The sequence below is a fragment of the Neobacillus sp. BF23-41 genome (assembly GCF_041106275.1).
The window spans coordinates 25,484-38,613 of record NZ_JBGBPR010000006.1; the positions used below are offsets into that span (position 1 = coordinate 25,484).

13 protein-coding genes are annotated in these 13,130 nt (G+C 40.2%); 2 read left to right on the plus strand and 11 right to left on the minus strand.

Annotated features, from left to right (window positions below; all coding sequences use genetic code 11):
- Positions 1-29: 29 nt before the first annotated feature.
- The 11 genes from trxA to zapA all read right to left on the minus strand — a co-directional run bounded on the left by trxA (position 30) and on the right by zapA (position 11,488).
- Positions 30-344 (minus strand): thioredoxin, encoded by a 315-nt coding sequence (gene trxA, locus AB7942_RS11615; protein ID WP_088089186.1) that lies wholly within the window; start codon positions 342-344, stop codon positions 30-32.
- A gap of 283 nt (positions 345-627) precedes the next feature.
- The gene (locus tag AB7942_RS11620; RefSeq protein ID WP_369446973.1) at positions 628-1,605 is read right to left on the minus strand and encodes an electron transfer flavoprotein subunit alpha/FixB family protein; all 978 of its coding nucleotides are present in this window, start codon (positions 1,603-1,605) and stop codon (positions 628-630) included.
- 38 nt (positions 1,606-1,643) lie between these two features.
- Positions 1,644-2,417: an electron transfer flavoprotein subunit beta/FixA family protein gene (locus tag AB7942_RS11625; protein ID WP_369446974.1), complete on the minus strand. Its 774-nt coding sequence runs from the start codon at positions 2,415-2,417 to the stop codon at positions 1,644-1,646.
- 105 nt (positions 2,418-2,522) lie between these two features.
- Complete coding sequence (locus AB7942_RS11630; protein WP_369446975.1) at positions 2,523-3,296, minus strand: enoyl-CoA hydratase; 774 nt, start codon at positions 3,294-3,296, stop codon at positions 2,523-2,525.
- A gap of 24 nt (positions 3,297-3,320) precedes the next feature.
- On the minus strand, positions 3,321-3,905 hold the full coding sequence (locus AB7942_RS11635) for a fatty acid metabolism transcriptional regulator FadR (protein WP_214731846.1): 585 nt from the start codon (positions 3,903-3,905) through the stop codon (positions 3,321-3,323).
- 196 nt (positions 3,906-4,101) lie between these two features.
- Positions 4,102-5,808, minus strand: coding sequence for an AMP-binding protein (locus AB7942_RS11640; protein ID WP_369446976.1), 1,707 nt, complete (start codon positions 5,806-5,808; stop codon positions 4,102-4,104).
- Positions 5,809-6,075: 267 nt separating this feature from the next.
- Positions 6,076-6,483, minus strand: a complete 408-nt coding sequence (locus AB7942_RS11645; RefSeq protein WP_088089192.1) for a DUF350 domain-containing protein — start codon at positions 6,481-6,483, stop codon at positions 6,076-6,078.
- 19 nt (positions 6,484-6,502) lie between these two features.
- Positions 6,503-8,860, minus strand: a complete 2,358-nt coding sequence (locus AB7942_RS11650) for an endonuclease MutS2 (RefSeq protein WP_369446977.1) — start codon at positions 8,858-8,860, stop codon at positions 6,503-6,505.
- Between the two features lie 13 nt (positions 8,861-8,873).
- Positions 8,874-10,592 (minus strand): DNA polymerase/3'-5' exonuclease PolX, encoded by a 1,719-nt coding sequence (gene polX, locus AB7942_RS11655; protein ID WP_369446978.1) that lies wholly within the window; start codon positions 10,590-10,592, stop codon positions 8,874-8,876.
- Between the two features lie 75 nt (positions 10,593-10,667).
- On the minus strand, positions 10,668-11,222 hold the full coding sequence (locus tag AB7942_RS11660; RefSeq protein WP_369446979.1) for a CvpA family protein: 555 nt from the start codon (positions 11,220-11,222) through the stop codon (positions 10,668-10,670).
- Positions 11,223-11,227: 5 nt separating this feature from the next.
- Positions 11,228-11,488: a cell division protein ZapA gene (gene zapA, locus AB7942_RS11665; protein WP_088089196.1), complete on the minus strand. Its 261-nt coding sequence runs from the start codon at positions 11,486-11,488 to the stop codon at positions 11,228-11,230.
- Positions 11,489-11,595: 107 nt separating this feature from the next.
- Here zapA and rnhC point away from each other — a divergent pair, with 107 nt between their 5' ends.
- Entirely contained in the window at positions 11,596-12,543 is a 948-nt protein-coding gene (gene rnhC / locus AB7942_RS11670; protein ID WP_369446980.1) for a ribonuclease HIII, read from the plus strand.
- 108 nt (positions 12,544-12,651) lie between these two features.
- Entirely contained in the window at positions 12,652-12,942 is a 291-nt protein-coding gene (locus AB7942_RS11675) for a 4a-hydroxytetrahydrobiopterin dehydratase (protein ID WP_088089198.1), read from the plus strand.
- Positions 12,943-13,130 lie beyond the last annotated feature (188 nt).

Below are 13,130 nucleotides of genomic sequence, written 5' to 3' on the forward strand. Positions count from 1 at the left end.
GCTCCGGCTAAGGTTTTGTCTTTCTATACTTACACGTGTTTTTCTAAAACACTTGCTAATGCATCTTTTGGTTGGAAGCCGACTACTTTGTCTACCACTTCGCCATTTTTCATTACTAATAATGTTGGAATGCTCATAACACCGAAATTTGCTGCAGTTTGCGGGTTATCATCCACATCAAGTTTAGTGATTTTAACTTTTTCGCCCATTTCTAAGTCAAGTTCTTCAAGAACTGGAGCTATCATTTTACAAGGTCCGCACCATGGTGCCCAAAAATCTACGAGAACAAGGCCTGAACCTGTTTCAGCAGAAAAGTTTTGATCTGTTAAGTGTGAAATTGCCATTTATATTGCCCTCCTAATGATTACTGAATTACTTACCGAAAGTATAACATCGTTTGGAAAATCAAGCTAATAAATTGCTTCATCGATCATTTTCCCCTGATTCACTTCAAATTATCCTTAAAAAAAGCGAGCGGAACCACTTCCGCTCGCCTTAATATTGTCTAGCTACAGCGCCTAGGGGCTCGGGGTCATAAGCCAATCCGTCAAGAAGGTTAAAGTGCAACCTTCTCGCCGGCTCGTCTTATGCCTGTCGCCCCTGGACAAGGCGCTTCCGCTTTTCTTATTATGAGTGTACCTTTAATTTTTTAAACTCTTCAGTTAGTAATGGAACCACTTCAAACAAGTCGCCTACGATTCCGTAATCAGCTACTTTGAAGATATTAGCCTCTGGATCTTTGTTAATGGCCACAATTACTTTTGAGTTAGACATGCCGGCTAAGTGCTGAATTGCGCCAGAAATACCGCAGGCAATGTAAAGGTCTGGTGTCACTACCTTGCCAGTTTGACCAATTTGTAAAGAGTAATCGCAATAGTCGGCATCACAGGCACCACGTGAAGCGCCTACCGCTCCGCCAAGGACATTCGCAAGTTCTTTAAGCGGTTCAAAACCATCCGCACTCTTAACCCCGCGTCCTCCTGAGATAACCACTTTTGCTTCACTTAGGTCCACACCTTCGCTTGCTTTTCTAACGACTTCTTTAATAATGGCACGTAAGTCTTTGATGTCTACAGAAAGGGTAGAAACCTCGCCGCTTCTGCTTTCATCTTTTTCCAATGGCGCAATATTATTTGGACGGACCGTTGCAAAAATTAAGCCATCCATAACAATTTTCTTTTCAAATGCTTTCCCAGAATAGATGGGTCTTGTGAACACGACATTTCCACCTGCAACCTCAACAGCAGTCGCATCTGATATTAAACCTGATGCTAATTTTCCAGCAATTCTTGGAGATAGGTCTTTGCCAAGTGAGGTATGACCTAACACTAACCCTTCTGGTTTTTCTTGGTCAAGCACTGCTAAAAGCGCCTGAGCGTATCCATCTGAAGTATATAGACTTAATTTTTCATCTTCAACAACTACTACGCGGTCGGCTCCGTTGTGGATCAATTCTACACCTAGAGCGCTTACAGAAGTACCTACTAAAACACCAACCACTTCTCCGCCCTCAGCAACCGTTTTTGCTGCTGCAATCGCTTCGAAAGAAACATTACGTAATGAACCGTCACGAACTTCTCCTAATACTAAAACTTTTCTTGACATTCCATATACCTCCTGAAAACATATTTGTAAAAAATCGATTAAATTACTTTTGCTTCGGTATGAAGTAGCTGAACAAGTTCTATTACTTGATCATTCAAATCTCCGGCTAAAACTCTGCCTGCTTCTTTTTTAGGCGGCAAATAAATTTCGATTGTTTTTGTTTTTGCTTCCACATCGTCTTCTTCAAGATCAAGGTCGTCTAATTCTAATTCTTCAAGCGGCTTCTTCTTTGCCTTCATGATTCCAGGTAATGAAGGATAGCGCGGCTCATTTAGTCCTTGTTGTGCAGTTACTAATAGAGGAAGGCTCGTTTCTATAACTTCGGAATCGCCTTCAACATCTCTGGTAACGGTTACATTTGTACCGTCGATTTCTAACTTTGTGATCGTTGTTACGTAAGGGATGTTAAGTAGTTCCGCGACACGTGGTCCGACCTGACCTGTACCACCGTCAATCGCCACATTTCCGCCAATGATTAAATCAGCATCTTTATCCTTTAAATATTCAGCAAGGATTTTTGCTGTAGTAAATTGATCTCCATTTTCCACATCATCTTCTGTATTAATAAGGACCGCTTTGTCAGCGCCCATCGCAAGTGCTGTACGTAATTGCTTTTCAGACTCTTCCGTTCCAACAGTAATGACAGTTACTTCTCCGCCCTTAGCATCGCGAACTTGGATGGCTTCTTCAATCGCATATTCGTCATAAGGATTGATAATAAATTCAGCACCGTCCTCATTGATTTTTCCGCCGCTAATCGTAATTTTTTCTTCAGTATCAAAGGTTCTTTTCAGTAATACATAAATATTCATGGTTTCCCTCCTAATATAATTTCGAGCATTCGCTCAGTTTGAAAGATTAAGAAAATTTCCTAGAAAAAAAAGGGCTTCCTTTTCAATTATACTACAAAGATAAGTTTATTCACCCTTAAATTGTGGTTCCCTTTTTTCAATAAAAGCTTGAATGCCTTCTTTACCATCGCTAGAGACAAAAACTTGACCAAATAACTCAGATTCTCTTTTCGAACCTTCATAGAACTCTTCTGTTTTTGCATAATTTAATAATTCGATGGCTGCTTTAATAGAGCCTGGACTTTTCTTAGCAATTTTTCCAGCGAGCTTATACGCCTGCTCTAATACTTCTGCCTCTACATAGGCATGATTCGCTAAGCCATATTTTACGGCCTCAATACCTGTAATGGGCTCGGATGTGAACAGCATTTCAGCAGCTCTTGCCACACCTACATATTTCGGCAGACGCTGCGAACCGGCAAATCCAGGAATTAAGCCGAGTTGCAGCTCCGGAAGACCTAGTTTTGAGGTTTCACTGACAAGGCGAATGTGACAAGCCATGGCAAGTTCGAGACCACCGCCAAGCGCCGCACCATGGATTGCCGCAATAATCGGTTTCGGAAATTTCTCCATCCGGTCAAATAAATCCTGTCCAAACTTACCAAGATTTGAAAAACCTTCAGATGAAGAAACCGTTGTAAATTCTTTAATATCGGCCCCAGCCGAGAAGAACCGCCCTTCCCCGTGAATGACAAGGACTCTAATTTCACGGTTTGGTTCGATTTCATCTAGCACTGTCGACAATTCCCTTAACAGACCTGAAGAAAGGGCATTTGCCGGTGGACGCGCAATCGTGATCGTGGCAATACTGTCTTGATAAGACCATTTTAAGTATTCCAAACTAACTCCCCCTATTTTTTAATTCTACCGGCTTCCGCAGCCATTGATCAAGAGGCGATGGACTGGAGACGCTAGTGCAAGCAAATCATACTTTTCCTCATTCATCACCCACGATGTAACGGTTTCATCAATTGTACCGAATATCATTTGCCGGGCCAGACGAATATCGAGGTCGATTGAAAACTCTCCTGTTTCTTTACCTTCAATAACAATCTTTTCGATTACCTTTAGATAACCTTTTAGAACATCATTAATTCGGAGTCGCAATTCCTTATTGGATTGCCGTAACTCCAATTGCGTTACGATCGCCATGTGATGGTCGTCAGAAAGCATACTAAAGTGAGCTTCTATCATCATTAATAATTTCTCCGCCGCCGTCCCTTTTCCTGCTATCATTGTATCTATTTTTTCAATAAAACTTCCCATTTTTTCTTCAAAGAGAGAGATAAGGATGTCTTCCTTGTTTTTAAAATAAAGATAAATGGTTCCATCAGCCACTCCTGCCTGTTTGGCAATTTTTGAAACCTGGGCTTGGTGATAGCCATTTTCTGCAATCACAATCACAGCAGCATCAATAATCTGCATGTATTTTGGTTTATTTTTTTTCAACTATATCCCTCCTTTGAAGAAAATTCTGTCACAGTTTATAATGTTAATCTTAACTAAATAAAAGAAAATATGAATGAATAATCATTCATATTTTCATAATAGTTATTATTCGTATATCTGTCAAGATATACTATATACCTTTTTCATATTCCCAACATAGGGACAGGCTTAAACTGTCAAAAAAAAGAGGAAGCAATTATGCATGTTTTTGGGTTTCTTCTTCTATTTTTTGTTTTTCTTCTTCCACAAGCATCCTTCTTAATATTTTCCCTACAGCTGTTTTAGGCAATTCTTTTCTAAATTCATATAATCTCGGGGCTTTATATGCAGCAAGATATTTTCTTGAAAATTGGTTCATTTCATCTGCGGTAACCGATGAACCTTCTTTTAAGACAATATATGCTTTTACCGTTTCTCCGCGGTACTGGTCAGGAATACCTGCTACCACTGCTTCAAGAACATCTGGATGTTCATATAATACTTCCTCTATCTCTCTAGGATATATATTGTAACCTCCTGCAATAATCATGTCCTTTTTGCGGTCCACCACATAAAAGTATCCTTGTTCATCCATATAACCAAGGTCACCTGTATAAAGCCAACCATCATGCAAGACTTCCTTAGTATCTTCTGGACGATTCCAATACCCTTTCATGATTTGCGGACCTTTTATGGCAAATTCGCCTATTTCCTTTACTGGGACAGGTTCACCGGTTTCGATCGATACGATCTTTACCTCAGTATCAGGCCAAGGCACACCAATACTTCCCTTCATCCTTGGTACATCCCATAAAAAGTTCGCATGTGTTACAGGAGATGCTTCCGTTAAACCATAACCTTCAACAAGTTTCCCTCCTGTTACGGCCTCAAACTGCTCTTGTACTTCAATTGGCAACGCAGCTGAACCACTTATACAAGAATGAATTGATGATAAATCATATTTTCTTAGATCAGGGTAATTCAATATTCCAATATAAATCGTCGGTGCACCTGGAAACAGAGTCGGGCGCTGTTTTTGAATGGTTTTTAATGTGGTCTCTACATCGAATTTAGGTAATAATATCATTTTATTTGCCTGCATCACTGAAAAAATAAGAACAGTTGTCATTCCATAGACGTGGAAAAACGGGATGATCCCGAGAACTGATTCCTCACCTGGCTTGGATTTGTAAAGCCATGCCTGGCACATCTTTGTATTGGCAATTAAATTTTTATGTGTTAACATAACTCCTTTTGGAAATCCTGTCGTCCCTCCTGTATATTGAAGGAGTGCTACATCTTCCTCAGGGTTGAAATCATAATTCCTCACTTTTTGAGGCTTCATTTTTAATATTTCCGAAAGTAAATGCGTACTTCCTTTGTGTTGAACATTAACGACAATTCCATATTGTTTTTTCTGGATGTAGGGATAAATTAGGTTTTTAGGGAATGGTAAGTAGCTCTTGATGGCGGTTACAATTACATGCTGTAATTCTGTTTGCGGCATCACTTTAGATACGCGTGGGTAGAGGATGTCGAGTGTGATAATGGCCTTTGCGCCAGAATCTTTCATCTGGTATTCAAGTTCACGTTCCGTATATAATGGGTTTGTTTGAACGACAATTCCGCCTGCCATTAATATCGCAAAATAACTAATTACAGCCTGAGGAGTGTTTGGAAGCATAATAGCAACCCGGTCCCCTTTGGAAATTCCTAGGTTACCCTGCAGATAGCCAGCAAAAATCATTACTTCTTCATAAAGCTTCATGTAGGTAATTTCTTTTCCCATAAAATGAATGGCCACTTTTTCTGGAAATTTTCGAGCAGAATTCACTAAGTATTGCTGTACTGGCTCTGAGGTGTATTCCAGTGTGGCGGGAATTTCTTTTGGGTACAGGGCCAGCCACGGTTTTGATTCATACATAATATCCCCCTTTTCTATATGGATAATTATAAAAATTCACACTTCTCTTTTATTATAGTACAGTATATTACAATTAACAATTGAAGTTGTAAGAAAAGCGGAGGCGTCCGTTTCGCGGTGTAAGAATAAAAAAATCACCGCTGATATGTCTCAGCGATGATTTTGAGTTAAGCAAAAAACAACATATAGATCAAGCCGATTAGCAAAAACAAGCCGCATAATCCAAGAAGTACTTTAGCTAAGGTCTCCACTTTTTTTATTCTCCCCTTATGTAATTCCTGCACCGATTACAATCGATAAGCCAATTGAAATAACCATCGAAATAAAACCAACTGCGCGGTTATCCTTTTGGATTTCTTCGTCAATTTTGAATTTTGGCGTTAAAAATTCAAAGATAAAATAACCGACTACTAATAGTATAAAGCCATAGATCCCCCAACCAACCATTGAAAGCAGCGAATTATTCTGCTCAATCGTATAGCGAAAGATATTGGCAACGCCCAAAATTTTCCCTCCGGTTGCCATCGCCACAGCCACATTACCTTTTTTGATTTCTTCCCAATTTTTATATTTGGTTACCATTTCAAAAATAGCTAAAAAGACAACCAAGCATAATATCACGACGCTATAATAAGCAGCTATTTGGATATATTCATTCTCCCAAAACTGGTCCATTGCCAAAACTCCCCGGACATTATTTAAACTCAACGATGGTTACGCCTGATCCGCCTTCGCCGGCTTCCCCAAACCGAATTTTTTTAACTTGACGATGGTTTCTTAAGTATTCCTGAACTCCCTGTCTTAATGCACCAGTCCCTTTCCCGTGGATAATCGATACACGCGGATAACTGGATAGCAGAGCATCATCAATATATTTTTCCACCTTAAGGAGAGCATCTTCATACCTTTCCCCGCGTAGATCTAACTCCAGTTTAACAAATGAATCCCGACCTTTTACAATCGCCATCGGCTTGGTTTCTACTTGTTTCGGGGTACTCATATATTCGATGTCTTTTTCTTTTACTTTCATTTTGAGAATTCCGATTTGAACCTGCCATTCATTTGAAGAAACTCTGTCAACCAGCGTGCCTTTTTGACCAAAGGTAAGCACTTTCACCTCGTCACCAGGCATATACGTATGCTTTTTCACTTTCTTATTTGCGAGCTTGGCTGATTTTGGTACTTCCGGTGCTGCTCCTTCTAGACGCCGCTTTGCATCAATTAATTCATGCTCCTTAATTTCTGCGTGCTTTTCTGTTCTCATTTTACGCAGGTCGCGGATTACCTTGTCGGCCTCACTTTTCGCCTCTTCCACGATTTCCCCAGCTTTTTCTGCTGCCTTTTCGAGCATAGAGTCTTTTTTCTCGTAAAACTCCATCAGTTGGTTTTGCAGGTCTTGATGAAGCTTTTCAGCAGATTTTAAATAATCGCGGGCTTCCTCCTGCTCTTTTTCTGCCAGCCGTTTACTGTCTTCCAATGATGCTATCATCTTATCAATTTGGTTCGTATCTTCACTCACATGGGAACGGGCAGCCAGAATGACCCGGTCATTTAAGCCCAGCCGTTTCGAGATTTCAAAGGCATTACTCCGCCCTGGTACTCCTAGCAGTAGTTTATATGTTGGGCTTAATGTCTCAACATTAAACTCGACACTCGCATTCAACACACCCTCACGATTATAACCATATGCCTTTAACTCCGGATAGTGGGTCGTAGCAATCACCCTTGCCCCGCGGTTATGGACCTCATCTAAAATCGAAATAGCTAAGGCAGCGCCTTCCTGTGGATCCGTTCCTGCACCTAGCTCGTCAAATAATACAAGGCTATTAAAATCAACCCTATTTAAGATTTCTACGATATTGACCATATGGGAGGAAAACGTACTTAAACTTTGTTCTATCGACTGTTCATCGCCAATATCAGCATACACAGCATCAAAGACGGCAAGTTCAGATCCGTCATAGGCCGGAACCTGCAATCCTGCCTGAGCCATTAAAGTACATAATCCCAGTGTTTTTAAGGTAACTGTTTTTCCGCCCGTATTCGGGCCAGTAATCACAATAGTTGTAAAGTCTTTCCCAAGCATAATATCGTTAGCAACCACTTCATCGATCGGAATGAGCGGGTGTCTTGCCTTATATAAAGCAATTCTCCCCTCATTATTCATAATCGGCATCGATGCTTTTATTCGTTTCCCATATCTTGCTTTTGCAAAAATAAAGTCCAAATTAGCCAGGACTTCCACGATCACTTTGAGTTCGCTCTCATGCTCGGCTGCTTCAGCAGATAGTGCTGTTAGAATTCGATCGATTTCCAGCTGTTCCTTGACACGAATATCCTGCAGTTGATTATTTAACTGGACAATGACCTGAGGCTCGATAAACAGTGTTTGTCCGGATGCACTTTGGTCATGAATAATACCGCCGTAGTGACCGCGATACTCCTGTTTAACAGGAATAACAAAGCGGTCATTACGAATGGTGACTATGGCATCGGAAAGCATTTTGCTGGCATTTGATGACCGAATCATACTTTCAAGTTTTTCTCGAACACGTGACTCGTTGGACCTAAGTTGATGCCTTAATGAACGCAGCAGGTCACTTGCGCTGTCTAACACCTCGCCGCTTTCATCAATCGCTTGTTTGATCGATTGCTCGAGATTGGTGAGCGGAATAATCCGCTCTGCTTGTTCAGACAAAATCGGAATTTCTGTTCTTTCGTCAGCGAAATCCTCAATAAATCGTTTCATTTGCCGACTGGCATGGATGGTGCTAGCAATTTGGACCAGTTCATGCGGACTTAACACACCGCCAATTACGGAACGTTTGATGTGTGCAAGAATATCATGGACACCTGAGAGTGGAACATTTCCTTTTACACGAAACACGGTTGCCGCCTCATCTGTTTCTGCTTGAAGTTTGACCACTTCATCAAAATCAGTGGATGGGACTAAGTCCTTTATTTTTTTTCTACCAAGTGACGAAGCAGCATGTTCTAAAAGCTGCTCTTTTACTTTAGTAAATTCTAATACCTTTAAAGCTTTTTCTTGCATGGAGATAACCTCCTTATCCTCGATTATGCAAAAATTCTAGCAGGTCATTTTTATCTAGTGCATTTATTACGGATGATTTTTTGATCCAGCCCTTTTTGGCTGCAGAAACACCGATTTCCATATGCTTTAATGTATCCATTTTATGAGCATCGGTATTGATGAGGATTTTCACACCTGCATCCTGTGCTCTCCGTAAATATTCAGCCGCAAGGTCAAGACGGTTAGGATTGGCGTTTAATTCTAGCGCCGTATTGGTTTCTTTGGCGAGTTGGATAAGTAAATCAATATCGACATCGTACCCTTCGCGGCGGCCGATTTTTCTCCCGGTTGGATGGGCAATTAAATCCACATCAGCATTTGTCAACGCGTTTTTAAGCCGCTCCATAATTTTTTCCTTTGATTGGGTAAAAGCAGAATGTATGGAGGCAATAACGAAATCCATTTCAGCTAGGAATTCATCGTCATAGTCGAGCGTTCCATCTGGAAGAATATCCATCTCCACACCGGCTAGAATAAGAAAATCGTCGTACTTTTCATTTAATTTTTTAATTTCTTCTCTTTGTTTTAAAAGTCTTTCACGAGTTAGACCATTAGCCACCTTTAAATACTGTGAATGGTCAGTAATCGCCATATATTGATAACCTCTAGCCCGGCAGACTTGAGCCATTTGTTCGATTGAATGGGCACCGTCACTCCAGGTGGAATGCATATGAAGATCACCCTTAATATCTTCGAGCTCAATTAATTCCTCAGTAGCAGAGAACGTTTCTACTTCCCTACCGTCCTCTCTAATTTCCGGAGGAATGAACGGAAGATCAAAATGTTTGAAAAATTCTTCTTCAGATGAGAACTTACGAATTTCTCCCGTCTCCACGTTTTCCACGCCATACTCACTGATTTTTTCACCGCGTTCTTTCGCCAATTGTCGCATCCGGACATTATGTTCTTTTGATCCGGTAAAATGGTGCAAGGTGGTTGTAAATTCTTCCGGCTTAACCAGACGGAAATCAACGGAAATATCATAATCATATCCAAAAACCACCGAAACCTTGGTATCGCCCGCACCAATCACTTCTTTTATATTTGGCAATTCCAATAGATGCCCGCGCACTCGTTCTGGTTCATTAGTGGCGATAATAAAATCAAGGTCTTTGATCGTCTCTCTCATCCGGCGCAAACTTCCGGCACGTGAAAACCGATGAATATCTGGTAATTCGGTTAAGGTTGCTTCAATTTGCTCCGCAATCGGAAGCATGTATGCTAATGGCAATCGATCCGGTCTAGAGCCGACATTAGCAATCGCACTTAGGATTTTTTCTTCTGTTTTTTTACCAAAACCAGCGAGCGCTTGTACTTGCCCTGCTTCACAAGCTTCTTTTAAACTGGAAACATCAACGACCTTTAATTCTTTGTATAGTTTAGCAATTTTCTTTCCGCCAAGCCCCGGAAGCTGCAATAACGGGATTAGTCCTGTTGGGACTTCCTCCTTCAACTCCTTTAATACCGAAGAAGTACCATCCTTTATGTATTCATCAATGACAGCGGCCGTGCCTTTACCGATTCCAGATATGGCGGTAAAGTCTTCAATCTCTGTTACGTCGCGTTCGTCGGTTTCCAATGCGTTAGCCGCTTTCCGAAAGGCTGAAACCTTGAAAGGGTTTTCCCCCTTTAACTCCATATAGACCGCTATCGTTTCTAGCAAACGAATGATTTCTTTTTTATTAACTTCCATTTAATTATCCACCTACCTACTATTTAGCATTTTCATTTTATCCTACTTTAAGGCATGAATAGAAAAACTTCTCTGCTACAGAGAAGTTAAAGCAGCTGTATATTCAATCCACATGCTCTTTATTTGCTGTGAAAGGATAGGAGTGTGATTCACAATTGCTTTTGCCATAATCGAATGATCCAAAGCATTTTGTAAAAATTCAATTGGTACCAGGGCTGAAATATATAATAAAATAAAAATAACTAAATATACTTCAATGAAACCAAAAAGGCCTCCTGCCCAAACATTTAACTGCCTAAGTACAGGCAAATGGGCAATAAAGTCAAGCATTGAACCAATAATTTGCAATAACACTTTTACAGCAATAAAGATAATAACAAAGGCGATCGCTCGGTAAAAAGCTGCCTCCATATTACTGCTATCAGTTAGAAGTTTTAATGTAGCAATATTTCCAAAGTTTGGATAAGGTATCCATAATGTTAACTTGGGTGCTAACTGTTCGTAGTATGAATTTGCTACTACATATGCAATAATAAAACCTATTAAATGAACAAGCTGCAGAATTAAGCCTCTTTTTAGGCCTACAAAGAATCCAATAATTAAAAAGATGATAATTGCTAAATCCAACATATTTTTTAGTCCTTTTCTTTTAGTAGTTCTGATTGAAGCCGATCTAATTGGTCTTTCATTTTGAGATAATCATTGACTGCATTTACGGCTGTTAAAACGGCGAGTTTACTTGCGTCTAAATTTGGATTCTTAGAACTGATTTCGCGCATTTTATTGTCAACTAATGAAGCCACATGCCTAATGTGGCTTGGACTTTCCGTGCCCATAATAACGTAAGCTTGACCGTGTATATCTACGGTTGTTCTATTTTTTTGATTATTCGACAACGTCCTGCCTCCATTCAGAGAATCCTACTCTATATCATAACATGAACCGTTATCTGTGGAAAAGTTAAAGCATATTTTATATTATTTAGAAATGTGGTGTTTGTAGTATGGGTAATGTTGTATTGAATTTAGAAATGAATAAGATAATGGAAATGAGAAACTTTTACGGAAAAAATTTATTAGATAAAAACATCCCTGGAAGTGTGTTTGCTGCGAAAACGTCTGCTTGTATGATCACAGCCTATAAATCAGGTAAAGTTTTATTTCAGGGAAATGATAGTGAAAAAGAGGCAGGTAGATGGGGCAGTGCAAGCGCGTCCTCGAAGAAGCCGAGCTCTTCCCATTCGAAATCTGTTGCGAAAGGTGACCTTCCAACCGGCATCGGGCAAATGTCCGCTATTGGTTCAGATGAAGTCGGTACGGGAGACTTCTTCGGGCCGATAACTGTCGTGGCAACTTACGTGAAAAAGGAAAATATCCCTTTATTAAAAGAATTAGGCGTGCGCGACTCCAAGGATTTAAACGATGAAAAAATTATTGCGATCGCAAAGGTCATTAAAGATATTATTCCATTTAGTTTGATGACGTTAAAAAACGAGAAATATAATCAAGTCCAGCAGTCAGGCATGTCGCAAGGGAAGATGAAGGCGATTTTACATAATCAAGCGATCTTAAATGTGTTAGACAAAATTTCACCTGAAAAACCTGAAGCGATTCTCATCGACCAATTTGTTCAAGGCAGTACCTATTTTCAGCATTTAAAAAGCCAAAAAGCGATTGCCAAAGAGAATGTTTATTTTAGTACGAAGGCTGAAGGGATTCATTTGGCTGTCGCTGCTGCAAGTATTCTCGCCCGCTATGCCTTTATCCAATATATCGATAAACTTAGCGAGGCGGCCGGCTTTAAGATTCCAAAAGGTGCCGGGGCACAGGTGGATGTAGCAGCAGCAAAGCTGATAATGAGCAAAGGCCGTGACATCCTCCCATCTTTTGTTAAGCTCCACTTCGCTAATACTGACAAAGCGATGGCACTTGTTAATAAAAAACGAAATTGACATGTTTTTTGGTGTTGTTGCGAATAGAATAGATATTATAGAAACGGTTTTTGGAGGGTTTTAGGGTGGCAAATCGATATAATAGAAACGGTGTTTGGAGGGATAGTGGTGGCAAATCGACTAAGTGAAGCGGAGATTACTACCGCTGTTGCGGGATTATCAGGCTGGAAACTGGACGGAAAATTCATCGTGAAAAAGTACCGCTTCCGTGAGTTTTTACAAGGCGTGGCGTTCGTGAATGTCATTGCCCAGCTCTCGGAAGAAAAAAATCATCACCCATTCATTGCGATCGATTATAAATTAGTGACACTAAGACTAACCTCATGGAACGCAGGAGGATTGACCGATTTGGACATGGTCTTAGCGAAAAACTATGACTCCATTTATGAGAAAATATAATTTAATGCGGAATTTGAAGGAGGTTGCCATTTGGTGCAACCTCTTTTTGTGATTTTTAGCGATTTTTTCTTAAAAAGATGATATTTACTCCTTTTAAAAAGCACAAATTTACTACCATAATAGGAATTTTTAATTATATCAGCGAAGCTAGCCAATATATCAGCGATAACGCACCATTTATCAGCGAT

What these genes read in the sequence shown, in the direction of transcription:
- trxA (WP_088089186.1), bottom strand. Translation starts at nt 344, where the DNA reads ATGGCAATTTCACACTTAACAGATCAAAACTTTTCTGCTGAAACAGGT.
- AB7942_RS11620 (WP_369446973.1), bottom strand. Translation starts at nt 1,605, where the DNA reads ATGTCAAGAAAAGTTTTAGTATTAGGAGAAGTTCGTGACGGTTCATTA.
- AB7942_RS11625 (WP_369446974.1), bottom strand. Translation starts at nt 2,417, where the DNA reads ATGAATATTTATGTATTACTGAAAAGAACCTTTGATACTGAAGAAAAA.
- AB7942_RS11640 (WP_369446976.1), bottom strand. Translation starts at nt 5,808, where the DNA reads ATGTATGAATCAAAACCGTGGCTGGCCCTGTACCCAAAAGAAATTCCC.
- AB7942_RS11645 (WP_088089192.1), bottom strand. Translation starts at nt 6,483, where the DNA reads ATGGACCAGTTTTGGGAGAATGAATATATCCAAATAGCTGCTTATTAT.
- AB7942_RS11650 (WP_369446977.1), bottom strand. Translation starts at nt 8,860, where the DNA reads ATGCAAGAAAAAGCTTTAAAGGTATTAGAATTTACTAAAGTAAAAGAG.
- polX (WP_369446978.1), bottom strand. Translation starts at nt 10,592, where the DNA reads ATGGAAGTTAATAAAAAAGAAATCATTCGTTTGCTAGAAACGATAGCG.
- AB7942_RS11660 (WP_369446979.1), bottom strand. Translation starts at nt 11,222, where the DNA reads ATGTTGGATTTAGCAATTATCATCTTTTTAATTATTGGATTCTTTGTA.
- rnhC (WP_369446980.1), top strand. Translation starts at nt 11,596, where the DNA reads ATGGGTAATGTTGTATTGAATTTAGAAATGAATAAGATAATGGAAATG.